The sequence below is a fragment of the Tardiphaga alba genome, from assembly GCF_018279705.1.
GTDB classification, from domain to species: domain Bacteria; phylum Pseudomonadota; class Alphaproteobacteria; order Rhizobiales; family Xanthobacteraceae; genus Tardiphaga; species Tardiphaga alba.
Genome location: NZ_CP036498.1, coordinates 4321873 through 4346698 on the forward strand (window position 1 = coordinate 4321873; position 24826 = coordinate 4346698).

The 24826-nt window shown below is 63.0% G+C and carries 22 protein-coding genes and 1 pseudogene; 7 read left to right on the forward strand and 16 right to left on the reverse strand.

Annotated elements, in window-relative coordinates:
* The first annotated feature begins 89 nt into the window (after nt 1-89).
* Together RPMA_RS20695 and RPMA_RS20700 are read left to right on the forward strand one after the other, a co-directional pair.
* Entirely contained in the window at nt 90-662 is a 573-nt protein-coding gene (locus RPMA_RS20695; RefSeq protein ID WP_211909543.1) for a hypothetical protein, read from the forward strand.
* Between the two features lie 37 nt (nt 663-699).
* Nucleotides 700-1260, forward strand: coding sequence for an inner membrane-spanning protein YciB (locus RPMA_RS20700; protein WP_211909544.1), 561 nt, complete (start codon nt 700-702; stop codon nt 1258-1260).
* 288 nt (nt 1261-1548) lie between these two features.
* On the opposite strand, the gene RPMA_RS20705 is transcribed toward RPMA_RS20700, so the two are convergent.
* The 5 genes from RPMA_RS20705 to RPMA_RS20725 all read right to left on the reverse strand — a co-directional run bounded on the left by RPMA_RS20705 (nt 1549) and on the right by RPMA_RS20725 (nt 6438).
* A complete protein-coding gene (locus RPMA_RS20705) occupies nt 1549-2223 on the reverse strand; it encodes a DUF429 domain-containing protein (protein WP_211909545.1) in 675 nt (224 codons plus the stop codon).
* A 5-nt stretch (nt 2224-2228) separates the two neighbouring features.
* Complete coding sequence (gene rmuC, locus RPMA_RS20710; protein ID WP_211909546.1) at nt 2229-3896, reverse strand: DNA recombination protein RmuC; 1668 nt, start codon at nt 3894-3896, stop codon at nt 2229-2231.
* A 247-nt stretch (nt 3897-4143) separates the two neighbouring features.
* Entirely contained in the window at nt 4144-5799 is a 1656-nt protein-coding gene (locus RPMA_RS20715; RefSeq protein ID WP_211909547.1) for a fumarate hydratase, read from the reverse strand.
* Between the two features lie 106 nt (nt 5800-5905).
* Nucleotides 5906-6211, reverse strand: coding sequence for a type II toxin-antitoxin system RelE/ParE family toxin (locus RPMA_RS20720; RefSeq protein ID WP_211909548.1), 306 nt, complete (start codon nt 6209-6211; stop codon nt 5906-5908).
* Nucleotides 6212-6219: 8 nt separating this feature from the next.
* Nucleotides 6220-6438, reverse strand: a complete 219-nt coding sequence (locus tag RPMA_RS20725; RefSeq protein ID WP_211909549.1) for a hypothetical protein — start codon at nt 6436-6438, stop codon at nt 6220-6222.
* Nucleotides 6439-6535: 97 nt separating this feature from the next.
* Between RPMA_RS20725 and RPMA_RS20730 the strand changes: the two genes are divergently transcribed.
* Both RPMA_RS20730 and RPMA_RS20735 read left to right on the forward strand, forming a co-directional pair.
* Entirely contained in the window at nt 6536-6991 is a 456-nt protein-coding gene (locus tag RPMA_RS20730) for a hypothetical protein (RefSeq protein WP_211909550.1), read from the forward strand.
* A gap of 150 nt (nt 6992-7141) precedes the next feature.
* Complete coding sequence (locus RPMA_RS20735) at nt 7142-7309, forward strand: hypothetical protein (RefSeq protein WP_211909551.1); 168 nt, start codon at nt 7142-7144, stop codon at nt 7307-7309.
* Nucleotides 7310-7357: 48 nt separating this feature from the next.
* Here RPMA_RS20735 and RPMA_RS20740 read toward each other — a convergent pair.
* Nucleotides 7358-8064: pseudogene (locus RPMA_RS20740) on the reverse strand (glutathione S-transferase).
* A 216-nt stretch (nt 8065-8280) separates the two neighbouring features.
* Between RPMA_RS20740 and RPMA_RS20745 the strand changes: the two are divergent.
* Nucleotides 8281-10359: a bifunctional diguanylate cyclase/phosphodiesterase gene (locus RPMA_RS20745; protein WP_211909552.1), complete on the forward strand. Its 2079-nt coding sequence runs from the start codon at nt 8281-8283 to the stop codon at nt 10357-10359.
* Between the two features lie 38 nt (nt 10360-10397).
* Here the strand turns inward: RPMA_RS20745 and RPMA_RS20750 are convergent, their stop codons facing one another.
* From RPMA_RS20750 to flgB, 9 genes are all read right to left on the reverse strand, one after another.
* Nucleotides 10398-11078, reverse strand: a complete 681-nt coding sequence (locus RPMA_RS20750; protein ID WP_211909553.1) for a lectin — start codon at nt 11076-11078, stop codon at nt 10398-10400.
* Nucleotides 11079-11281: 203 nt separating this feature from the next.
* A complete protein-coding gene (locus RPMA_RS20755; RefSeq protein WP_211909554.1) occupies nt 11282-12346 on the reverse strand; it encodes a Tim44 domain-containing protein in 1065 nt (354 codons plus the stop codon).
* Nucleotides 12347-12541: 195 nt separating this feature from the next.
* Nucleotides 12542-15106, reverse strand: a complete 2565-nt coding sequence (gene cckA, locus RPMA_RS20760; RefSeq protein ID WP_211909555.1) for a cell cycle histidine kinase CckA — start codon at nt 15104-15106, stop codon at nt 12542-12544.
* Nucleotides 15107-15257: 151 nt separating this feature from the next.
* Nucleotides 15258-16334 (reverse strand): flagellar biosynthesis protein FlhB, encoded by a 1077-nt coding sequence (flhB, locus tag RPMA_RS20765; RefSeq protein WP_211909556.1) that lies wholly within the window; start codon nt 16332-16334, stop codon nt 15258-15260.
* 10 nt (nt 16335-16344) lie between these two features.
* Nucleotides 16345-17115, reverse strand: coding sequence for a flagellar biosynthetic protein FliR (gene fliR / locus RPMA_RS20770; RefSeq protein ID WP_211909557.1), 771 nt, complete (start codon nt 17113-17115; stop codon nt 16345-16347).
* A gap of 11 nt (nt 17116-17126) precedes the next feature.
* Nucleotides 17127-17390, reverse strand: a complete 264-nt coding sequence (gene fliQ / locus RPMA_RS20775) for a flagellar biosynthesis protein FliQ (RefSeq protein ID WP_211909558.1) — start codon at nt 17388-17390, stop codon at nt 17127-17129.
* A gap of 158 nt (nt 17391-17548) precedes the next feature.
* The gene (gene fliE, locus RPMA_RS20780) at nt 17549-17872 is read right to left on the reverse strand and encodes a flagellar hook-basal body complex protein FliE (protein WP_211909559.1); all 324 of its coding nucleotides are present in this window, start codon (nt 17870-17872) and stop codon (nt 17549-17551) included.
* A gap of 16 nt (nt 17873-17888) precedes the next feature.
* Entirely contained in the window at nt 17889-18314 is a 426-nt protein-coding gene (gene flgC / locus RPMA_RS20785; RefSeq protein ID WP_211909560.1) for a flagellar basal body rod protein FlgC, read from the reverse strand.
* A 22-nt stretch (nt 18315-18336) separates the two neighbouring features.
* A complete protein-coding gene (gene flgB / locus RPMA_RS20790) occupies nt 18337-18747 on the reverse strand; it encodes a flagellar basal body rod protein FlgB (RefSeq protein ID WP_211909561.1) in 411 nt (136 codons plus the stop codon).
* 376 nt (nt 18748-19123) lie between these two features.
* Between flgB and RPMA_RS20795 the strand changes: the two genes are divergently transcribed.
* Together RPMA_RS20795 and fliP are read left to right on the forward strand one after the other, a co-directional pair.
* The gene (locus RPMA_RS20795) at nt 19124-20206 is read left to right on the forward strand and encodes a flagellar biosynthetic protein FliO (RefSeq protein WP_211909562.1); all 1083 of its coding nucleotides are present in this window, start codon (nt 19124-19126) and stop codon (nt 20204-20206) included.
* Complete coding sequence (fliP, locus tag RPMA_RS20800) at nt 20203-20955, forward strand: flagellar type III secretion system pore protein FliP (RefSeq protein ID WP_211909563.1); 753 nt, start codon at nt 20203-20205, stop codon at nt 20953-20955. Before RPMA_RS20795 ends, fliP begins: the two co-directional genes overlap by 4 nt.
* Before the next feature lie 17 nt (nt 20956-20972).
* On the opposite strand, the gene RPMA_RS20805 is transcribed toward fliP, so the two are convergent.
* Nucleotides 20973-24635: a tetratricopeptide repeat protein gene (locus tag RPMA_RS20805; protein ID WP_408056454.1), complete on the reverse strand. Its 3663-nt coding sequence runs from the start codon at nt 24633-24635 to the stop codon at nt 20973-20975.
* Nucleotides 24636-24826: the final 191 nt, after the last annotated feature.

Below are 24826 nucleotides of genomic sequence, written 5' to 3' on the forward strand. Positions count from 1 at the left end.
TACACTGTAAAGATTTCGCTTGACGGATATCAACGGCAGGCTTAAACGCATCTTTACATCGTAAAGATAATGGCAACCGGATACCCCGCATGGCCACCTTTCTCATCCTCGCCCCGTTCGGCAGCTTCGCCTTGCTGATGCTGTTTACCTCTGCCGCCACAAGCCTGTTCGCGACTGCCGCGCTGGCGCTTGGCATCGTGGTCTGGGATGTCGCGCGCGGCGGATCGGTGAAAATGCTTGCCGCAGGCTCCGCGCTCCTCTTCGCGGCCATCGGCTGCTACGTCACTTTGATCGACGGTAACTGGAGCCGGACAGCCTTGCATCTGGCCGTCGATCTCGGCGTGCTGGCGATCGCTTTGCTGTCGCTGGTGATCCGCTCGCCCTTCACGCTGCAATATGCGCGCGAGCAGGTGGACGCCGAAACCATGAAGCTGCCTGGCTTCCTTGCCGCCAATTACGTGATCACCTGGGCCTGGACATTCGCTTTCGTGCTGATGCTGCTGGCCGACATGCTGGTGATGTTCGTGCCGGGATTGCCGCTATGGATCGGCTTTGCCATTGCATTCGCTGCACGCAACGCGGCGCTGTACTTCACCAGATGGTATCCGCAATATCGGCGCGCGAAATATGCCGCCGGCCAGACGCCGCCGCTGAAGTCCTGATCGTTACCACCTGCCCCTCACTCTTCCGGAGACCGCGATGAAGGACGTATTCGCCAAGCTGGGCCAGGACTTCTTCTCCACCGTCCTTTTCCTGGTGCTCTATCTGATCACCGGCGATGTGGTCCTGGCGACCTGCGTCGCGATTGCAGGCGCGGTCGCGCAATTCATCCGCGCGCGCATCAAGGGAGAGAAACTCGATGTGATGACCTATGCCAGCCTTGCACTGGTCATTGTGCTGGGCGGCGCAACGCTGCTCACCAATGATCCGCGTTTCGTGCTGGCCAAGCCGAGCATCGGCCATTTCGCCATCGGCGCGATCATGCTGCGCAAAGGCTGGATGCTGCGCTACCTGCCGCCGATCGTCAGCGAGACCATTCCGGAATATGTGACCATTGCAGGCTATGCCTGGGCAGCGCTGATGTTTGCGCTGGGCGCCGGCACCATCGGCGTGGCGATGAGCGGCGACATGAAGCTGTGGGCGTTCTACGTATCGGTGGTTCTGATGGGCGCCAAGGTCGCCGCTTTCGGACTGCAATATGTCGTTTTCAGAATTCTGGTCGGCCGCCGCCTACGGGCGGCCGCGGTGTCGGTGCCGTAACGGCTGACCTCAGAGATAGTGGTAAAACATCACGCCGTTGATCGCGCTGGCCGCGGCGAGCAAGGTCACCACCGTCACATTCAGCTTCAATGCATCGATCATGGCCCCGCCTCGAATCCCGGTTCTGTCTCCGATGCCATTGGAACAGGAGTCCGCGAGTCGTCACCGCTTTTCTTTTTTCTCCACGGGCTTGTGAGTCCGCACAGAATCGAGTCCCGGAGATGATGGTTAATCGGCGTGATGGACTGCGTGGCTGAGTCGCGCTTTGTCGATGAAAATGTCGACGCGTCAGAACCAGATCTGCATCGCAAGCTGATGCGAATCATGGGGCGCGTCTCCGCTCGGCAAACAATCCCGCGCATCGCGTGCTGCGAGCGCAACGGCGCAGGCATCCAGCACATCGTCGCGCTTGGCGCCGGTGCCTTTGCGCCGGACCGACAACCACTCATCCAGTTCGCGCAAGCCGTTTGCAGCGAGTAGATCGCGACGAAGTGCGAGCCCCTCCTCCGTATGTTTCGACGGCAATGGCTTGTCATCATTCAAACGCAGGAAGACCAGTTCGGGATGCACCTCGCGCAGATCGAGATGCCGATGCCGTCGGATGAACACGTCCGTCTCCATGATCTTGGCGCCGATATGCCAGAGCTGCAACGACACACGCGACTGTCCACGCCGCACGGCCTCTTCATTGGCACGAGCGGGATCAGTGAATTCCTGCCACAACCACCGCCGCGCACCGGAGAAGACGCGCGAACCGTGAGGCCTGAGCTTCGCACGGGCCAGGCGATCGCAGAGACGATCGCCGTCCTCGGTCATCCCGATGGGAATGTCGATGGCCGCCCGGTCGAAGCGCTGCGCTGCGAGCCACGAGATGTCCGATGGAAAAGCGATGCTCCGGCGGTCACCATCGAGGGTGACGGCGACCCAGCCTTTACGAAAACCGTCGAGACCGATGGCCATCATCGGTCTCAGTCCGGCGACGGTGCGTCGTCGTCCAGCAAGGCGTCGCGTGCGGCGCCACCGATGGCCTTGATCAGATCGTCGTCGCCATCATCGGGCAGCGCTTCATTGAGCCCTAGCATCCGGGCTGCACTGCCGTCATCTGGCATGACGGCGACATCGCGCAGTGCGCGATCCATCAGGCGGCTGCGCTTGTCGAGCTCGGCCACCGAGCCCGCGGCCGTATTCAGCTGCCGGGCGACCTTGCCCACCGTATCGTTGTAGCGCTTGAACTCGGTGCGGACGGCGCTGAGGATCTTCCAGACATCGCCGGAGCGCTCCGCGATCACCATCGAGCGATGATTGACCTGGAAGGCGTGGAGGATGGCGGCAAAGGTGGTCGGCCCTGCCAGCATCACATTGCATTCGCGCTGGACGTGATCGAACAGGCCGGGAATGCGCAGCACTTCCGCGAACAGGCTTTCGGTGGGCAGGAACAGGATCGCGCGCTCGGTGGTGCGCGGCGGGTTGATGTATTTCTTCGCGATGTCCTTGGCGAAGGATTTTATGCGGTTTTCGAGCTGTTTGCGGAAATGCGCGGCCAGTTCGACGTCATTGGCTTCGAGCGCCTCGAGCATATGCTCGTGATCCTCGCGCGGAAACTTCGCATCCACCGGCAGCAGCATTTCGTCACCATCGAGCATCGGCAGGCGGATCGCATATTCGACGCGCTCTGCCGAATTCGGCTTGATCTGCGCGTCCTTGATATATTGCGTCGGCGACAGGAAATCCTGCAGCAGCATCGCCAGCTGCACCTCACCAAACGTGCCGCGCAGCTTCGGATTGGTGAGGACGTTTTTGAGATCACCCACATGGGTGGAGATGCTGCGCATCTCGCCGAACACTTCATAGGCCTTATTGAGCTGCTCGACCACGCGGCCGAAATTCTCGTTCAGCCGTGTTTCCAGCGTGGTCTGAAGCTTCTCGTCGACGGTGGTACGGACCTTCTCCAGCTCGGCAGCATTTTCGGTGCGCAGCTGATCGAGACGGCCTTCCACCGTCTGGCGCAACTGCTCGCCGCTCTGGCCCTGGGTGCGGGTGAGTTCGTCGATCGCAAGCTTCGTCGCGTCGAGACGCTCCTTCTGGTGATTGCTGATCTCACCCAGCGTGCCCGCCACATTCTGGCGCAGGCTGTGGAAGCTGTTGTTCAGCTCCTCGCGCAGGTTGCGCGCGGACTCCGCATGCGCGGCGCCGGATTGATCGAGCTTGTGTTCGACCATCGTGCGCAACGCCTCGCGATTGGCGGTGGAGGACTGCTCCATGCGGCCGATATCGGCATTCAGCTTGGTGCCGATCTCGTTGATGCGGGCTTCGGTGGTCTGGTTCGATAGAGCGAGACGCTGGCCAAAATTATCGACCTGCTTGAGCAAGCGGTCCTCCAGCTTCAGCATCATGTCCGCCGCCGCGCCCTGCTGCTGGCTCATGGTCTGCAGCAGCTCCTGCCGGACAGCGCGGATCTCGGCGTCGGACGCCGCGCGAATGGCGTCGCCCTCGAAGCGCAGCAGCTCGCTGACCTCGGCGCGCTCCAGCGCAACCGGGCGACGCGCGACCACGATGACAGCCACGATCGCAAACAGCGCGGCGATGAAAGCCAAAGCCAGCGTGGCAATCGGAAAATAGGGAGTAAATTCGGTCACGGGCATCTCTCGCGTACTCTTTTTGTTCTAGCGAGAGGCGAGAAATTCCGCAAGGCTTCGTGCGGGTGGAAGCGTGCGGAAACCGGGGATGAATGGGGCTCCGTCCCCTCATGGTGAGGAGGCGCGGAGCGCCGTCTCGAACCATGAGATGGCCTGGCTCCGGAGTCTGGCGGCCATCCTTCGAGACGCCGCGCAATTGCGCGGCTCCTCAGGATGAGGGGCGGATCTGGTTCCGCCCCTCTAATCGTTAGCCCAGGTTCAGTTCCTTGAAGAAGTCGTTGCCCTTGTCATCGATGATGATGAAAGCCGGGAAATCCTCGACTTCGATGCGCCAGATCGCTTCCATGCCGAGCTCGGCATATTCGACGACCTCGACCTTCTTGATGCAGTGCTCGGCAAGGTTCGCCGCGGTGCCGCCGATCGAGCCGAGATAGAAGCCGCCATACTTTTTGCAGGCTTCGCGCACGGCGACCGCACGGTTGCCCTTGGCGACCATCACCATGGAGCCGCCGGCGGCCTGGAACTGATCGACGAAAGAATCCATGCGGCCGGCCGTGGTCGGGCCGAAGGCGCCGGACGCATAGCCATCCGGGGTCTTGGCGGGGCCCGCGTAATAGACCGGGTGGTTCTTGAAGTAATCCGGCAGCGGCTCGCCCTTCTCCAGGCGTTCGCGCAGCTTGGCATGCGCGCTGTCGCGCGCGACGACCATGGTGCCGGTGAGCGAGAGGCGCGTCTTGGTCGGATATTTGCTGAGCGTCGCCAGCATGTCCTTCATCGGCTGGTTGAGATCGATCTTCACGACCTCGCCGCCGAGCTCCTGCTCCACCTGCGGCAGATATTGCGCGGGGTTATGTTCGAGCTCTTCGAGATAGACCCCGTCCTTGGTGATCTTGCCGAGCACCTGACGATCGGCCGAGCAGGACACGCCGAGGCCGATCGGCAGCGACGCACCGTGGCGCGGCAGGCGAATGACACGGACGTCATGGCAGAAATACTTGCCGCCGAACTGCGCGCCGACGCCCGACGACTGCGTCATCTTGAGGATTTCCTGCTCCATCTCCAGATCGCGGAAGGCATTGCCATCCGGCGAGCCCTGGGTGGGCAGCGCGTCGAGATAGCGCGCCGATGCAAGCTTCACCGTCTTCATGCACAGCTCGGCGGACGTGCCGCCGATGACGATGGCGAGGTGATAGGGCGGGCACGCGGCGGTGCCCAGCGTCATGATCTTTTCCTTCAGGAACGCAAGCAGACGATCCTTGGTCAGCACCGACGGCGTGGCCTGGAAAAGGAAGCTCTTATTGGCGGAGCCGCCGCCCTTGGCCATGAACATGAACTTGTAGGCGTCGTCGCCTTCGGCATAGATCTCGCACTGTGCCGGCATGTTGTTGGCGGTGTTCTTTTCTTCATACATGGTCAGCGGCGCGACCTGCGAGTAACGCAGATTGCGGCGCAGATAGGCGTCGCGCGCGCCTTCGCTGAGAGCGGCTTCGTCCTCACCATCGGTGATGACGTTGCAGCCCTTCTTGCCCATGATGATGGCGGTGCCGGTGTCCTGGCACATCGGCAGCACGCCGCCGGCGGCGATATTGGCGTTCTTCAGGAAGTCGAAGGCGACGAACTTGTCGTTCGGCGAGGCCTCGCTGTCATCGAGGATGTTGCGCAGCTGCTGCAGGTGGCCGGGGCGCAGATAGTGGTTGATGTCGCCGAACGCCGCCTCGCTGAGCGCCTTCAGCGCATCGCGCGACACCACCAGCATCTCCTTGCCCAGCACCTTTTCGACGCTCACGCCCTCGGAGGTGATCTTCTTGTAAGGCGTGGTGTCCTTGCCCAGCGGGAACAGCGGGGTGTGCTTATAGGGCGGAACCGGCTTCTGCTGGTCGGGGAAAGCGGCGGGAGCGTTCATGGGACGGGCCTCAAGGGACGGGAATTTGGAGCCCTTTTAAGAGGTTTCCGCACAGTTTTGAAGGGTTCAAAAGACATGGCCGGGGGCGCGATTCCGGCGGGAAAGGTCAGTTTTCGTCGGATGTCGGGGAAGATGGGCGGTCGCGGGCGCCGTGGATGATGGCCTGTACAATGACGGCCTTCGTGGGGGCATCTACCCGATAAACGATGACATAAGGGTGCTCGATCAATTCGCGCGTCCCCTTGATCTGACCAGGGCGTCCCATTCCGGTGAGCTTCGGGTTCGAGAGCCGATTGATCGCCACAACGATGCGCCGACGCATTTTGACGGCGGCACGCGGGCTTTCATGTGAAATCCATCGGATCGCATCATCGAGATCGGCAGCAGCCTCCTCCTCGACGATGATCCTCATGGCTAGCTCTAATCCTTGAACCGCTCGTTGAATTCTTCGAGCGTCAGATATTTCGGATCGGGCTTCGCCATCCGCCGCTTGACCTCGGCGACCTGCTCGTCGGACAGACGGTATTCGCTCGCGTCCAGTTCTTCCATCTCTTCAAGGATGCGAACGACATCCTCCTGCCGCTCTGGCGGCCAGGTGAGAACACGATCGAGAACAGCTTTGACTTGATCTCTGGTCATAGCCGGAGTGTAGCACCAATGAGGGGATTGGCGAAGACCCTCGCGTTCCGGCCTTGCATCAAAGCCGCCACCCGGCTTCAATCGTCTTGGGGACATCATGACATCCAGATCCGCTTATCTCGCCATCGCTCTTTTCGCCGCCCTCGCCTCGCCGGCGCATGCCGATCGTTGCGATGACCTTGCCAAGCAGCTCAAGAGCCAGATCGACGGCATCAGCATCGGGCGCACCGCGGCCAATGTGATCTATCTCTCCCACCCGGCGGCAAAACAGCTCCGGCTTGGCTGCATCAACCGCACGGTGACGAACGAACTGTTCGCGCAATCGCCAACGCGAAAGCCCGCGCCGGCCTTCACGGATCTTGTCGCCAGTGCCGGCGCGGTTGTCTTCACCATCCCCAAGCAGGACACGCTGCGCGGCTCGCAGCGTTGCCTGAGCCGGATGGGGCTACTGCGCGGCAATGACATCAAGATGCGCTTTCGCCGCCTCGACTTCCGCTGCACCCGCGACAAGACCACTGCGACGATCTCGATGTCGCGCGGCCGCAACGAGTGACATCGCTACAATTTTAGCGATCGCGGAAATATATCATTCGCCAGCGGCGATATCCGATGGCGATCGCTTCAAATTGCAGGAAATGATTCATCACTCTTTGTGCAGACGCGCCCATGTTTCCTGGACATATTTGGAAGCAAGGACATTGTCATGAGTGTTTCAAGCGTGAGCAGCACGCCCCCGGCCACACCGATCCAGCCGATCCAGGCGCGGACGCCTGAGGTGAAGAAGCAGGATCAGGAAGAACGCAATCCGCCACCGCCGGCGCGCCCGCCGCTGCCGCCGGGCCAGGGCACGCGGATCGATCAATACGTGTGAGTGACACTGGTAGGGTGGGCAAAGCGCAGCGTGCCCACCCTACAGATGCTACTTATCGAGCGCCTTGTAGCGCCGGAAGATACCTTCCTCATTGAACGGGATGCGGCGGTCGCTAGCGAGATAGGCCTTGATGTTCGGCCGCTCGGCAACTTGATCATGCAGTCCGACGAGCGTCGGGATGTCGCGCTGGAATTTCTTCATCCGCTTCGGAAACGCGTAGCGGAATCCCTCGACGATCTGGAACAGCGACAGATCCACATAGGTGATCTTCCGGCCGGTGATATAGGCGCCGTCGCTGGCCTTCACCAGCTTCTCGAAGTATCCGAGAAACTTGGGCACGCGTTCGTTCCAGAACTCTCTGGTGCGCAGCTTGGCCGGCCCTTCTGGTCTTCGTAATAGAGCGACGTGCCGATCGGATGATGGGTGTCGTGCACTTCCATCACGAAATCCGCGATGGTCAGTTGCAGGTCGTTGAGCTTGAGCCGCCCGGCTTCCGTCTTCGGCGCCAGCCCGTGCCGCGCACCGAGATAGAGCAGGATGTTCGCCGTCTGGCCGATCACCAGATTGCCCGCCTTCAGGAACGGCGGCGCAAAAGGCGGCAGATCCTTCTTCGCCTCCAGCATTTTCGTCATCGCGCCCATGCCGGCTTTGCCGCGGGCGACATCGACATAGTTGGCGCCGGCCTCTTCCAGCGCGAGGCGGACATATTCGCCGCGCCCCTGGATCATCGGCCAGTAATACAGCTCGTATCGCATTCCGGAACCTCCTCGCGCGTTCACGTGCCGGGTTAACAAAACACCGCTGAATTCGTTCTGCGCGTTTACGACCGCAGACCCCAACCTCAGCGAGCGGAAATGCTAACCCGGCTTCAACCCTGTTTTGGCGATGCGACCTATATCGATGCGGATAAAGGCACCACCTTACAACCGATTAAGGCTGTCCCTCGTAGGATGATACGCAGGGGAAGCTTCATGTCGGGTCACTTTACGTTCGTCGTCCATCAGATTCTCGTGCTGCTCGCGGGATCGGTCTGCCTATTTGGAACCTGGGTGGGCATGCGCCACTTCGCGCGCGCCCGGGCCACATTGGGATCGACGCGAATCGGCTGGCTGTTCATGGCATCTGTCGGCACCGGCGCGGCGCTCTGGGCCTCGACCTACATATCGATCCTTGCACTCGATCCGCAGCTGAATAGCGGCTTCGACCTCGTCCCTGTGGCGATCACACTCGCCATCGCGATCCTCTCATGTCTTGTCGGCTTCGAAATCGGCAGCCGGCATTTCACCTTGGCGCCCGAGCTCGGCGGCGGCGTGATGGGTGTCGGCATTCTCCTGATGCACTACATCGGCGTCGATGCCTGGCACTTCAGCGGCACGACGCAATGGAGCGGCTATGGACTCGCGCTGTTGCTGCTGCTCGGCCTCGGCCTGTCGGCGCTCTCCGTCAATCGCGCCAACCGTCCGGTGACGCGCTGGTGCCGGCATGGCGCAGCCATCGTGCTCGCATTCATGATCTGCACCATGCACTACGCATTGACGGTGTCTGCGAATGTCGTTCCCGATCCATCGGCGGTGCTGGCCCCGGAATTGGTGCCGGCGAAGATGCTCGGTGTCGGCGTCGTGCTGGCCGTGCTGCTGGTGATGGGCAGCGGCTTCTCGTCATATGTCATCGACATGCGAGCACGGACGGAGTCGGCCGAACGCATTCACCAGCTGTCGTTCAACGACAGCATGACCGGCCTGCCGAACCGCATCGCTTTCAACGAGCGCCTCGCTTTCTGGGCCGCGGAATCCCACGAACGCGCGCACAAGCTTGCAGCGCTGGCGATCAATATCGATGGCTTCAAGGACGTCAACGATCTCTACGGTCATGGCGCCGGCGATTTGCTGCTGATCGAGGCCGCGGCGCGGATGCGGCATGCGCTTGGCGAAGACGAATTCCTGGCGCGGCAGAGCGGCGACGAATTTCTCGCTTTGCAGATGTCGGGCAGCCAGCCCGCGGATGCCGAACAGTTTGCCATGCGCATTGCGGCGTCATTCGCCGCCCCGTTCGTCATTCGCGACCACACGATCGCGCTCACGGTCGCGATCGGCTATTCGGTCTTCCCGACCGATACGCCCGAGCGCGACCAGCTGCTCAGCAATGCCAAACTCGCGATGGATCGCGGCAAGGCCACACAACGCGGCGCCATCTGTGCCTATCACGGCGAGATGGATGCTGCCGCCCGCACCCGCCGGGCACTGGCGCGCGACCTGCAAAGCGCCGTCACCAATGGCGAACTCGAACTTCACTATCAGCTGCAGGCGCTGCTGGAAGACGGCACCATCTGTGGCGCCGAGGCGCTGATGCGCTGGAACCATCCGAAACTCGGCCGCGTGTCGCCGGCCGATTTCATTCCGCTCGCGGAAGAAACCGATGCCATCCTCGACATGGGCGAATGGGCGCTGCGCACAGCTTGTCGCGATGCCGCAGCAGGTCGCCTGCCCGGCACGATTGCCGTCAATCTGTCACCCGTGCAGTTCGGCCGAGCCGATCTTGCCGAAACGATTCACGCGATCCTGCTCGATACTGGCTTGTCGCCGCAGCGCCTCGAGATCGAAGTGACGGAAACGACATTGATGGCGGACCAGACACGCGGGCTGCACATCCTGCGCAAGCTGAAAGCGATGGGCATCTCCATAGCCATGGACGATTTCGGCACCGGCTATTCGTCGCTCAGCACGCTGCACGTTTTTCCGTTCGACAAGATCAAGCTCGATCAATCTTTCGTCCGCCGCATTCCCGATGACGCCGCAGCCTGCGCGATCGTCCGTACGGTGCTGGCGCTCGGCCACAGCCTGCGCATTCCGGTGCTCGCCGAAGGCATCGAAACCTCGGCGCAATGGCACTTCCTGCTCGGCGAAGGCTGCAGCAAGGGGCAAGGCTACCTGTACGCCCGACCGGTCCCACTGGCGCAGGTGCCCGCAATAATCGAAATGGCGGAAGCCGTGGCTCAGGCCGAGGCCAGAACCGCAGCAGCGGCCGAAATGATGTTGATCGCCGCGGCGTAAACATCGCGGCGATCTCCTGTATCACCTTGCGAGCGATTTCAGTTCGCCGCGAAGCAGTAGAGCAGACCGTCGCCGCCGGTGCTCTTCAGATCGTTCTGAGAGCAGCCACCATCCGGTCCGCGCGACGGATGCGACGTATTCCACGACTTTGCCGGCGGCTCCTCGTTGAGGCCGATGCGGTCGATATGGCCGACCATCGCCGCGCCCTGAGTGCTGCTCGTCCAGTTCTTGCAGGTGCGATCATCGGCGCCGGCGAATGCAGTGCCATCGGCCTGCGAACCCGTCAGCACGTCATGGCGGTTCGGCGTATCGCCGCGGCCATTGATGACATCGCCTTTCTCGCTCAGTGAGTTCTGCTTGCTGAGCGCATTGTTGGCACTGTGCAGGTCGGCAACGTCCTTGGCGACGACGACACCCTTGGCGTTCTTCCACGGTCCATTGCCGATACGATCCTTGGCATTCACGGCAGGCTTGCCGTCGGCCGCCTGGGTGGAGAGATAAGCGCGCCATGTCTTGGCACCCGCGCCCGCTGCTTGCGCCAGCGTCTGACAGTGATTGTCAGCGCCAGCGAGGCCGCCGAGATTGCCGCCATTGCCGATGCCGTTGCTGGTGACGAAGAAACTCGTATCGGCCCCTTGTGCAGCAGCCGGCTTGCTTGCCAGCACCACAGCGCCGGCACAAAGCGCGGCGCAGGACAGCGTCGTGAAAAGTTTCGTCATGGCTTCCTCCAATGCATTTTTTGAAACATGAACAAGTCAGTCGCGGTGAGCCGCAACAGACCAACAAGCAACCGCATCGATTATTCCACTATTTCACGCCTACAATTTTTGCGCGGGCATCTTGCCGACATCGCCAAAGAGCCCAACGAAAAAGCGCCGCGGTTGCCCGCGGCGCTTGCATCACTCTCGATCTTGCGGGCGTGTTACGCCTGCTGGATCGCTGACAGTTCCCAGTTGCCGCCATTGGTGCGGATGAAGGTCCAGACTTCCGTGGCTTCGGTCGGGGTCTCGCTGCCGGCGACGAGGCGATTGGTGCCGCGTTCCAGCGTCTTGTCGATCAGCGAGAAGCGCATGGCCACGCTGGCATATTCGTCGTTGCCTTCGCGCCAGGCTTCCGCGAGGTCGCCCTGCAGCAGCTTGACGTCCGACACCTTGTTGATGTCGTTGTTGGCCTTGTTCTCCGCGAGATCCTTCGCGAAGTACGAGGTCATTTCCGGCGTCGCCAGCTTGCCGAGCGCGTCGGTGTCCTCGTTCGACCAGGCGGCCTGGATCTCGGTCAGCAGGCGCTCGAAGTCCTCATAGTCCTTCGGACCGATCTGAACCGGACGCTCGTCCTGGCGCGAAGCGCCGAAGCCGAAGCCACCGAGCGCGCTGCGCGGAGCGGCCTGCGGAGCTTCCTGCTGCTGCGCACCGTAAGCGTGGTTGCTCTGGGCGTTCTGGTTCGCATCCGGACCGTTGCCGGGACCGGCATAGGGCGAAGCCGACGGACCGGCATAGGCCGATGCGGTCTGGCCCTGGTTGCGGCGCTGCCACCACTTCATGGCAAGGCGGACGACGATAACGATCAGGGCCACCTGCACCAGCAGGCCGATGATCGACATCATGCTGCCGAGGCCGCTGAGGAAGCCGCCGCCGAACAGCATGCCGAGCAGGCCCGCGCCGAGGAAGCCGGCGGCGAGGCCACCAAGCATGCCCATGCCCGGACGGTTGAAGAAGCCACCCTTGCTGGCGGCGCCCGCAGCGGCGGGACCGGCCATGCCGGGCGAACCCGGCTGCTGCATGGTGCGGTTCATAGGCTGGGCCGCATTCGGCGCCGTAGCCGTGCCCGGCGTGGGGGCAAACGTCTTCGAGCCGCGCGAGCCCATGCTGCCCTTGCCGCCCGGACGCGCATCGGCGATCGTCGAGACGGCGATCGTGAGCGGCATGGCCAGCGACAGAACAACGGCGAGCGTCTTCATCGCGCCGCGCATGCTGAACGTGAAAGTCATGGTCTTTTCCCTTAATCCCCGGCACGGGGAAATCGCCCCCTAAGATGGCGACGCCGCAGGAAAAAGAAAGCGCGCTTCACGCCGCATGGCTGCGGCGCTCAGTCGCGGGTTTAGGGGCGTTCTAAAGCGCGCAAGGCCTGCAATTTCAACCGCTTATGGTGCAGCGCGGAATATCGGAACAACCGAATAGCGCCGTTAGTCCGGCGCCATCGTCTCCTTCACCTTCTCGATCAGCGCGCTGAGCGCGAAGGGTTTGGGCAGGAAGGCGAACTGCTGATTCTCGGGCAGGCTCTTTTCGAACGCCTCTTCGGCATAGCCCGACACGAAGATGATCTTCAGGTCCGGATTGAGGGCGCGCATTTCTTTCAGCAGCGTCGGGCCGTCCATTTCAGGCATGACCACGTCGGAGACGACGAGATCGATGTTGCGGTCCTGCTCCTCGAACATTTCGAGCGCCTCGACACCGTTGGAGGCTTCGACCACGGTATAGCCGCGCGAGCGCAGGCCGCGGGCGTTCAGGCCGCGCAGACCCTCTTCGTCCTCCACCAGCAGGATCGTACCCTGCCCGGTGAGATCAGCCTTGGGCTTCGCGGCTTCCTTGGCGGCAATCGCGGCTGCGATGGCGGGATCCGGTGCGGCTTCCTTGTCCTGGTGATGACGCGGCAGGAAGATGCGGAAGGTGGTGCCCTGCCCTTCCTTGGAATCCACATAGACGAAGCCGCCGGTCTGCTTGACGATGCCATAGACCGTGGAGAGGCCGAGACCGGTGCCCTTGCCGACATCCTTGGTCGAGAAGAACGGCTCGAAGATCTTTTCGACGATCTCGGCGGGAATGCCGGTGCCGGTATCTGTGACGGCGATCTCGACATAATCCGCGGACGGCATGCCCTTGTAAGCAAGCTTCTCCGTCTGCTCGGTTGGGATGTTGCTGGTCCGCACCGTGAGCGAACCGCCATCCGGCATTGCGTCGCGGGCATTGACCGTGAGATTCACGATCACCTGTTCGAATTGCGAGATATCCACCTTCACCGGCCACAGGTCGCGGCCGTGAACGACGTCCAGCTTCACCTTCTCGCCGATCAGCCGCTTCAGCAGCAGATCGATATCGGACAGCGCATCGCCGAGATTGAGCACGGTCGGACGCAGCGTCTGCCGGCGCGAGAACGCCAGCAGCTGGCGCACCAGCGTCGCCGCACGCATCGCGTTCTGCTTGATCTGCATGATGTCCTGGAACGACGGATCGGTCGGCTTGTGCGCGTTCAGCAGGAAGTCATTGGCCATCATGATGGCCGACAGAACGTTGTTGAAGTCATGCGCGATGCCGCCGGCCAGCTGGCCGATGGTGTCCATCTTCTGCGCCTGGTTGACCTGGTTCTCGAGCGCGCGGCGCTCGGTGGTCTCCAGCATATAGACGATGGCGGATTCGCTCTCGCGCTCCTGTTCGTCCACCGCGGTCACGAAGAACTGGCCCCAGCGTTCCTTTGCGCCATCGAGCAGCAACTCCACCGGCGCGATGTCACCCTGGCCCTGTGCGGCCTGGCCGATCGCCGTCAGCAACTGCGCACGGTCGCGCTCGCTGACCGCCGCGGGCATCGACTTGTTGACGGTGCCGTCGGCATTGAGGCTCTGCGCCAGCTTGGCGAAGCGCGCATTGCCGCGCACGACGGTGCCGGTGAGATCGACGGTGGCGATCGCCATCGGCGTGTGGTCGAAGAAGCGCATGAAGCGCACTTCGGCAGCGCGCTGCGGATCCGAACGTTCGTCGCGGGCACGGCTGATCACCAGCGTGCGCGACGCGCCGGGCACGCCGTCCGCGCCGAAAGCGAGCTTGTGATAGAGCCTGACCGGCACGGCTTTTCCGCCGCGCTGCTTGAGGTCGATGTCGAAGACTTCGGTCTTCACCTCGCCGGGGATCGGCACGATGGAGGTGAGCAACGACGCGCCGTCGCCGGACACGATATCCGCCAGTTTCAGGCCGCCGGAGCCGATCTCGGCGAGGTCGTGATCGAGCCAATTTGCCAATGTCGCGTTGACATAGACGAGCTCGCCTTTCGGATTGACCGAGAAGAAACCGCACGGCGCGTGATCAAGATATTCGATCGCATGTTGCAGCTCCTGGAACACGTCTTCCTGGCGCTGGCGATCGCGGGTGATGTCCGCCACCGACCACACAGTCGATTTTGCCTCGCGCTTGCCGGCCCCCAGCGGCCGCACCCGCATGCGCAACCAGCGGCCATGCGAGCCGTCGGCGACGGTGACGCGCACCTCCTCCTGCTGCCGCTTGCCCTCGCGGGCGGCCTTGAGCAGGCGGAATACGGCTTCCGAGACATCGGGATTGCCGATGAAGACACGCTCGACCGGGCGCGCCTCCTGGGCCGAGGCCGCGCCGGTCAGCGTCAGATAGGCCGCGTTGGCATAGACGACATGGCCGTGCCCATCCGTGACTGCAATACCGTCGAATGCGTGGTCAGCCACGGCGCGCATGATCGGGTCGTTGGAATTGCGCTCGGCAAAGCGGATGATGCCTGCCGCAAAGGCGAACAGCATGAACAGGCCGACCATGGCCAGCAGCGCCAGCAGGCCGAGAATATAGGGCTGCGCCTGCGCACGCCCGAGGGTCATGAAGGCGACCGCACAAGCGACGATGGCGGCCGCGATCAGCAGCACGAGGACGATGCTGCCACTGCGGCGGACCGGCTCCTGCGCTGCCGGCGTTTCCGCCGGCAAGATCTGGCCGTTGTGATCGGTCTCGACAGTCATCGGACGGGGGTTCGCCTGTTATCTAGAAGGGTTAGGTCGCGCCTGCGCGCATCTTCTGAGTGCCTCAACCGGACGGGGCTGCGCAAGCCGTCCGGGCCGTCATTTGCTGGCAATCCGTCGATTTGCCACGCGTTCCAACACCTCTTTGGCATCATAGCGGACGCCCGGACAGGCCACGCTTGAGGCCCATGACGTAACCGATGACCTCTGCCACCGCCTGATAGTGCTCGCCCGGAATCTCGTCGTCGATCTCCACCGTGGCATAGAGCGCGCGGGCGAGCGGCACGTTTTCGACGATCGGGATGTCGTGCTTGCCCGCCACTTCCCGGATCTTCAACGCGATCGCGTCCATGCCCTTGGCGACGCAGATCGGCGCGGTCATGCCGCGCTCGTATTTCAGGGCGACGGAGTAGTGGGTCGGGTTGGTGATGATCACCGATGCCGTCGGGACCGCCGCCATCATGCGCTTCTTCATGCTCTGCTGGCGCAGTTGCTTGATCTTGCCCTTGATATGCGGGTCGCCTTCGGACTGCTTGTATTCTTCCTTCACTTCCTGCAGCGACATCTTCAGCTTCTCGAACCAGGTCCGATACTGGAAGAAGAAGTCGGCGATTGCGATGAAAGCGAGCATCGCGACCACCGAGCCCAGCAACTGCAAGGCCAGCGTCGTCGAGATATCGATGATGGCGCTGGGATCGTTGCGCACGATCGCATCGAGCCGAAAGCGCTCCGGCCACAGCACCGCGCACATCACGGTGCCGACGACGATGAGCTTGAACAGCCCCTTGAGGAAATTCGCCAGCGCCTGCTTACCGAAAATGCGCTTGGCACCTTCCATCGGCGAGAGCTTGCTGAATTTCGGCGTCAGACCTTCGGTGGAGAAGACCAGCCGATGCTGGATCAGATTGCCGGCCACCGCAGCCAGGACGATGAACAGGAACGGCATCCCCAGCGTGGACAGCAGCGAGACGCAGAGTTCCTTCGTCAGTTCGATCAGCGCGGCGCCATCGGTGCGGATCATCCACGAATTCTGCAGCAGGTTCTTCAGCGGCGTCTGCAGGCCGGTACCGATCGAGCTGTGAAAGCTGGACAGCACCAGCGTCGCGCCGGCCAGCAGGAACCAGGTGCTGACCTCTTGGCTTTTGGCAACGTCGCCGCGTTGGTGTGCGTCGTCGAGCTTCTTTTGTGTGGGGTCGTGTGTTTTTTCGTTCTCACTTTCCTCGGCCATAGGCGCCCTCCTATGTCCGCGGCATCATCTGGTACATCACACCAGAGAAGTAATCCATGTAGGTGCTCATCATCGTGGTGAGCACCAGCGCGAAGATCAGGAAACCGATCACGATCGAGAGCGGCACACCGACGAAATACACCTGCATCTGCGGCATCAGGCGCGCCAGCACGCCGAGCCCCATATTGAACACCAGGCCGAAGACGAGAAACGGCGCCGAGAGTTGCACGCCGATCTTGAAGGCAGCGGAAAAGGCGCTGGTCGCAAGTGCTGCGACATCGCCAGCGGGAAGCACCTCACCCGGCGAGAAGATCTTGTAGCTGTCGTTCAGCGCGGCAATCACAAGGTGATGCGTATCGGTGGCGAAGATCAGCGCGATGCCGAGCAGATTGAGAAAGTTGCCGATCAGCACGCCCTGCTGGCCTTGCGTGGGATCGACCGAGGTGACGAAGCCGAGACCAAGCTGCTGCGCGATGACCGAGCCTGCCACCTGCAGCGCGGAGAGCGTCACGCGCGCGGTGGTACCCAGCACGATGCCGATGATGATCTCATGCAGCAGCATGACCAGCATCGGCATGATCGCCCCCATATCGACATTGTAGGCGGCGCGATGCGCCGGCAGCATGATCAGGGTCAGCGCCAGCGCGATCGAGAGTTTGATGCGCATCGGAATATTGCTCTCGCCGAAGCCGGGCAACAGCATCACCATCGCGCCGATGCGGGCGAAAGCCAGCATGAAGGCGGCGGCGAGCGCCGGCAGGAGCGAGATGTCGATACGCATGGGGATGTCTATCACCCCCCGATGATTCGCGACGATATCCGCAGCATGTAGCCCGACAGCAGGTCCCCCATGAAAGGGAGCGTCAGAATCATCGTGGCAAAGACCGCCAGGATCTTCGGGACGAAGACGAGCGACTGCTCCTGCACCTGGGTCAGCGCCTGCACCAGCGAAATCACCACGCCGACGATGAGCCCCACCACCATCAGCGGGCCGGACACCAGGACGATGGTCCAGATGGCATCGCGGGCAACGTCGAGAGTTTCTGGGCCGGTCATGGAGTGTTCCTTCAAGAAAGAAAATCGCCGTCATTGCGAGCAGCCACTTGACGACGAAGCAATCCAGGGGGTGTGGGACGAAAGAACTGGATTGCTTCGCCCAAACGAATTGCTACGCAATTCGTCAGGGCTCGCAATGACGGCGGAGAGCGCAGCGACTAGATCTGCATCTTCAGAATGTCTTCGTAGGACTGGATGACGCGGTCGCGCACCGACACCAGCGTCGAGACGGCGACGTCGGTCTCGGCCACCGCGGTGACCACGTCCATCACATTCGCCTTGCCGTTGGCCATCGCGACGGTCTGCGCGTCCGACTTGCGGCCGGCATCCATCACGCTGCCGAGCGCTTCCTTGAGCACGGCGCCGAATGAGGGACCGGCGGGACCTTCGGCGACCTTGTTGAGACCGCCGACGCCACCGGCGCCGTCCATGATACGGGCGAGGCTTGCATAGGCGTTCGCGGCGACGTTCGGGGCTGCCATGATCTATGTGTCCTGTTCAGGCCTTGAGGATATCGAGGGTGCGCTGGATCATCCGGCGCGTGGCGCTGATGATGTTGAGATTGGCTTCGTAGGAGCGCTGGGCTTCCTTCATGTCCGTCATTTCGACCAGCGAATTGACGTTCGGCACTTTCACATTGCCGGCCGCGTCGGCCGCGGGATTGCCGGGCTCGTAACGCGTGGGGAAGATCGACATGTCTGGACGCACGCGGCCGAGACCGACGGTGCGCGCATCGAGCGTGCGGTCGAGTTCGGACGTAAAGGTCGGCACCTTGCGGCGATAGGGATCGCCGCCTGGGGTCTGCGCGGTCGACTGCGCATTCGCGATGTTCTCGGAGATAATCCGCATGCGGCCGGCCTGGGCGCGCATGCCCGAGGTCGCAATGCCCATTGATCGTGTGAAGTCGCTGGTGTCGTTGGCCATGACAGCTCTCCCCTATCTCGGCTCAGCGCTTGCCGATGGCGGTCTTCAGGAGACCGAGGCTGCGGCTGTAGAGCGAACTTGCCGCGGCGAAGTCCATCTGGTTCGCGGAGACCTTGAGCATCTCGTCCTCAAGATTCACCGCATTGCCGGCAGGACGCGTCTCGTAGCCGACGCGATTGTTCTGGGCGAAGGTGGCCGATGCACCGGCCGGCGAGATGTTGACGCCCTGGGCTCGCATCATCGGCAACTGCCCCATGCCGCCACCTGCAGCGGGGCCACCCACTTTGTCGAATTTCGGTTCCACGAGATCCCGCGGCCGGAATTTTGGCGTATCGGAATTGGCGACATTCTCCGCCAGCACACGCTGACGCTCCTGATGCCACTGCATCTTGGTCCGCAGCGCCGACAACATCGGCATGTCGCTGATCGCCATCGGGGCCCCGCTCTGCTCCGGACGGCATGTCCGGCGCTAGGCAGAATTTGCCGCCTGTATGGTTAATAAGGGGTTAACTTCCGGCGCAGATGATTACCGAAACGTAAAGGAAATCCCGAAAATACGGGATTATTGCATCGCGCATCGCTTTTTTGCCCGAATTGCTCGATTAACCACAAAACTCAGCCAAGGGACGGGGCGGTTAGAAGTCGTTTTGGCTGCGGCGATTCATAGTTTATTATTAACCATCGGCGGGTTCTGCCGGGGGGCGTTAACAGACGGGGCGTGATTCCCGCGTCGTTCGGCGTGTTCGATCGCATGATCGACAGGCTTCGAACGCGCGAGCGGAGACAGCCACCGTCTGGCTGGGGACTTCATGATGTCATCATCTGTCAATTTCATCCTTGCCTTCGTGTTCGTGCTGGCACTGATCGGCCTCGCGGCCTGGTTGGTGCGCCGGTTCGGCGGCAACCGGATTGGCGCCAATGCGAGCCGGGGACGGCTGCCGCGCCTGGCGGTGATCGACGCAGCCGCAGTGGATGGCCGCCGCCGGCTCGTCCTGGTCCGTCGCGACAATGTCGAGCATCTCTTGATGATCGGCGGCCCGTCGGACATCGTGGTGGAGCCCAATATCGTGCGCGCCGTGCCCGGCCGCGAGCGCGACGCCGGCGCACCGCAGCGCGAGGCACGCGGCCCATCATTCGCCGACACGCCGAGCTGGGCCGACACCAGCGACAGCGCGACCGATCAGGAACCGGCACCGGAGCCCGCGCCGACGCGCCCTGCCCGCCCGTCCTTCGTCGAGGAGCCGCGCCGCCCGGTCGCCCCGCTGCCCGAGCGCCGTCCTGAACCCGTCATTGCCAGCCTTGCGCCGGAGCCCCCGGCACGTCCCGAGCCGACCATTCGTCCGGAGCCAACTATCCGCTCAGAACCCATCGTTCGCCCGGAACGTCCCGAACCAGCCCCGGCGCGTCCGCTTCGCAGCGAAATGCCACGGAGCGAGTCGATGATGCCGCGTCCGATGCGTGCAGACCCGCCGATCCGTACCATGCCGCCAGCTCGGCCGCTGGAACGCGCCAATGTCAGTGTCGCGCCGGCCATCACGCCGCCCGCTCCCGTTGCGGCGCCGACGCCGGAACCTGTTGCCGTCACCACGCCATCTACCCCCGCCGCGATCTCGGCAGCCGACCAGAACCTCGCCGATATGGCGCAGCGCCTCGAAGCCGCCCTGCGCCGCCCGGCCGGCGAGCCCGCGAAGGTGGAAGCCCCCGAGCCGCGTATCGGCGCCCCCTCGGTAGCCCCCGATGCGCCTGCCGCAACGCGTCGCTCGCCGGAAGTCTCGATCGCTGCTCCCGCCCGCGCCGAGGCCCCACCGGTCGCACCACCCGTGAAGACGGGCTTCGAGAATCTTGAAGACGAGATGGCGTCCCTGCTGGGCCGTCCGAAGTCGTCTTCGTGAGGCCGGCCAGCCTTCCGCGTAGAGTAGTTTTCACCTCCGTTCTGATCGCCGCCGGGCTCCTCGCGAGCCCGGCGATGGCGCAGGATATCAGCATCAATCTCGGCGGCGGTGGCGGCGGCGTCACCGAGCGCGCTGTGCAGATGATTGCGCTGCTGACGGTGCTGTCGATCGCACCGTCGATCCTGATCATGATGACGTCGTTCACGCGCATCGTGGTCGTGCTGTCGCTGCTGCGCACGGCGCTCGGCACCGCGACGGCACCACCGAACACGGTGATCGTAGCACTGGCGATGTTCCTCACCGCATTCGTGATGGGACCGGTGCTGCAGAAGTCCTATGACGACGGCATCAAGCCGCTGATCGCCAACGACATCACTGTCGAGGAAGCGTTGGTCCGTGCCTCCGGACCGCTGCGCACTTTCATGCAGAAGAACGTGCGCGAGAAGGACGTGAAGCTGTTCATGGACCTGTCGCGTGAACCGCCCCCGGCGACACCCGACGAACTGTCGCTGCGCATTCTCGTGCCGGCCTTCATGATCTCCGAACTGAAGCGCGCCTTCGAGATCGGCTTCCTTCTGTTCCTGCCTTTCCTGATCATCGACCTCGTGGTCGCCTCGGTGCTGATGGCGATGGGCATGATGATGCTGCCGCCGGCGGTGGTGTCACTGCCGTTCAAGCTGATCTTCTTCGTGCTGGTGGATGGCTGGGCGCTGGTCGCCGGAAGTCTGGTGCAGAGTTACGGGCAGTAGCGAGGCTGCCCGCTCTATTACCGCGTCATCTCGATCTTGCGCACCTTCACCACCGGCCGCGTCGGCATCGACGGGAGTGAGCCGGTCGGATTCATGTCGGCCATGCCCGGCACGGTCGCCTTGGCGCTGCTGTCCGGGAAGCGCTGCTTCATCTCGCGCAGGAAGCCATCGAGCGTATCCACCGACGCCGCCATCTTCGCAATCGCCGCGAATTCCGAACTGTTGCCGGTGTTCGGCTTGCTGGCCGTGTCGAATGCGATCTTGTCGGCACCCGTATTCATCAGCGGCGCGTATTTCTCGCGAAACCGCGCCAGACCGAGCGCATCATCGGCGATGGCGTAACCGACGACGGCGCGGATGACGTCGCTCTTCTCGCTATCGGTCAGCGGCGTGAAGTCGCGCCAGCGATCGCCGTAATAAAGTTCGATCTGTTCGGCCGCCTCGCGCCAGCGCCGCGACGACCAGTAGATGTCGGAACGCAAGCGCACGGCTTCGCGTCCGGCGACATGCGAAATGATATCGAGCGCAAGTTCGCGCCGGCCGATATCGCTCTGCGCCCTCGCCTCGAGCAACAGGCGCTGCTGGCGCAACTCGCCCGATAGATCCGCGATACGCGTCGTGCGCATCGCCGCGATGGCGCGATCCGGCTTGCGCGCCATCAGATAGACCGTCGCCAGACGTGCCGCGACCTGCGCACGGGCAGCACCTTCGAGACGGTGATCGACCTGATACTGCAACAGCTCGGCGGCCTGATCGAGCAGGTCCACCGCCACCAGGCGGTCCGCCAGCCGGCGGATCATTTCGTCACCGCGACGTCCGATCGGCGTCAATTCGCGAAACTCATAGAACATCGCCAGCGCTTCCACCGGCGGTAGGTTGTCGCCCTTCGGCGACAGATAGACTTCCGAGAACAGCGCCTGTGCGTCGTCCTGCACTTGCCGTGCAGCCTCGCTATTGGCCTGGCGCTCGGTCGCCGTGCGCGCCGCCATCAGCGATTCCTGGTATCGCCCGAGCTTGGCATACATCTGAGACAGCAGCTGCAGCACGCGAACTTCGATCCCGTCGCCGCGCCAAGTGATGGCCAGCGTCTCGAATTCCTTCAGCGCGTCCTCGTCGCTGATCTCGTTGCGTTTCTGGCGCAGCAGGATCTCGCGCAGCTTCGCTTCCGATGCCGACAGGCGATCGACGGAATTCGTCACCTCGCTGTATTTCGACAAAGCGTCCTTCTCGCGCCCGAGCGCTTCATCGAGCCAACCGCTGAGCATGGTCGCTGCCGGCTTCAGCTCGGGCGTAATCCCCACGACTTCAAGCTCGCTGCCGCGCGCCGATGCACTGGCATAGTCCTTCACTTCGAGCGACGCACGAAGCGCAAGCATCAAGCCGGCCCGCTGCAGATCGGCCGGCAGCGCGGCCAGCGTGAATTCCGAATTCTTGAAACGCTCGCGTGCCTCGACCCACTTGCCCTGCTTGGCGAATGCGAATGCCTTCCACAGCTCGGCATCGTAACCCGGCCCCAGCACCGGCTGTGCGATGTCCTTCAAGGTCTGCTCGGGGCGTCCGATCAGCGCGCTCGCCACGGCATGAACGACAAGCGCCGCCGGGCTCTCCTCACCGACCTTCATGTCAGAGATCGCGAGATCGGCAACGCCCTTGGCTTCGTGATACATGCCGCGCGCCATGTAGAACTTGGCGAGATCCAGACGCGCATTCGCGACCGAACCGGTATCGGCGGTCGCCGCGGCATCGATCAGCTTGTCGTAGCGATCCTTGAACGGGCCTTCCTGATCGATCCGCCACTGGCCAACGTCGAAGATCGGACGGGCGACCGTCGAGGCACGCTGCGGTGCTGCATCCGCCGGCGACAGCGTGAGGCCACCAGGCTTCGTCAGGATGACCTTGTCGATATTGGCATCGACCGCGACATCGTCCGAATTGGTCTGCACAACAACGCCATGCACGGACTCAAGCAGAGAGAATTCGACAAAGTCCTGACGGCGAATGAAACCGCGCGCGGGCGGCAGTGCGGTGATCACCGTCAGAAGATCGCCGGCATCGGGATCGGTGATCCGATGCTTGAGGCCGGGCTTGCTGAGCGGCACCTGCACACTTGCTTTCGACGGATCGGCGATGTTGCGCACGGCCGACAGCGGCTGCGGCTGGACCTGCCGCGTATCCGCCAGCGTCAGCACCCATGCCTGTCCGTTGCCGCCGGCATCGTCGGCCGCCAATGAGGCGAGCTGCGGACGATTGAGGCGCATGCGCACCGCCTGCCCCTTGTCGAGCTTGATCGCATCGGCATCGGCGACGATCGAGCCGCTGTCGCGACGGATCGTGCTGGTATCGATCGGCTTGGTGGAATCCGTGACCAGCCACAGCATGTCGCCGCGGCGGAACAGCGCCACCGGCGTCGGCGCCGGAAACGCGAAGGTCATGCGCGTGCCTTCGCTGCTGCGCTTGATCTCGACCGGAATGCCGGTAGGCGCGGCGACAGCCGGCGATGGCGGAGGCGTAGCCGGTGCAGGCGGTGGCGGCTCCTTCGGTGCAACCGCCACAACGGGCGCGGCAGCCGGCGCAGCTTCGACAACAGTCACCGCCTCAGGCTTCATGGCCTCAGATTTGGCGGCCTCGACCTTCGGTGCTTCGACCTTTGGCGCTTCGACCGTCGCAACAGGAGCGATGGCTGGTGCTTCGCCGCGCTTTTCGCCCGCGGTCTCGCGCGCGATCGTCTCGGATGTCGGTGGCTTGATCTCGCTGGCTTTCGCGGGCACAGGTTCGGCCGGCTTCGGCTCTGGCGCCTTCGGCGTCGCGGGTGGGACCTGTGCGAGCGGCGACGGCTTGTCCGTCTGCTGGAAACCGATGTCTACGATGTAGTTCTTGTCGTCGCGGAACGATTTTACATCGACATCACCGATCAGGCCGATCTCGACAGCCGTCCGGTTGCCGTCCATCGCCTGCCCGATCGACGCGACATTGGCCGGTGCCGAGAGTTTGGCATCGGCGAGATCGAAAACCAGCGCGGCTCCGAAGGTCATCGTCAGGCGCTTGTCGTCCAGCAACGACGAGACGCTCACATTGGGCGGCGTTTCGAACATGAAGCGCACGAAAGTCGGCTGCACCGAGGTCCGCACGCGGATCGGCGGCTTCTTCTGCAGGTCGGCCGAAGCGCGCTGCTGGCGCAAGGCGCGCTCGGCAGCGCGGGCGCGTTCCGACAACTCCTTGACCACATCCTGCGGCAGGCCGGGCGGCGCGCCCTTCCAGCCATCCGGCAGCAGATCGATGAACACGCGTTCGCCCGCGGTCATCGAATTCACAGTGACGCGGCGCGACAGCGCGAGGCGGATGGCCGTGCCATCGGGATCGCGACGTGCCGATCCCACATAGTCCGGCGCGGCATCGGACAGGATTTCGACGGGGACATCGACCGGGCGCTTGAAACGCACGATGACGACCGAGCCCGCCTGGCTCACTTCGGATTCGACATCTTCGGCCAGCTTGAGAACGATGCGGGCATAGCCGCCGGAGGTCGAGAGCGCTGCGGTGCCCTTGACGCTCTGGGCAAATGCACTGAGGGAAAAGCCCGTCGATAGCGTGAGGACCACGGCGACACCGGCGCAGCGCGAAGCCGCCCACGCCCAAGCGCGGGGTCGCGTCCAACATGCAGCGTCCGTCCTGCGCGGCATTCCGAAGAGTCTCTCAGCCCGTTGTACGAGGAACGGCCATTCGTCCGTCTCACGCCAAATCTAGAAGCGGCCCTCTAAGGAGTTGTTAATGATTTTCGCAAGATTCAGATTCATCTTCGATGTATCTGGATCTTGCTCCTTAAGAGCGTGATCTTGTCCGAAAACCGGACACCACTTTTCGGGATCACGCT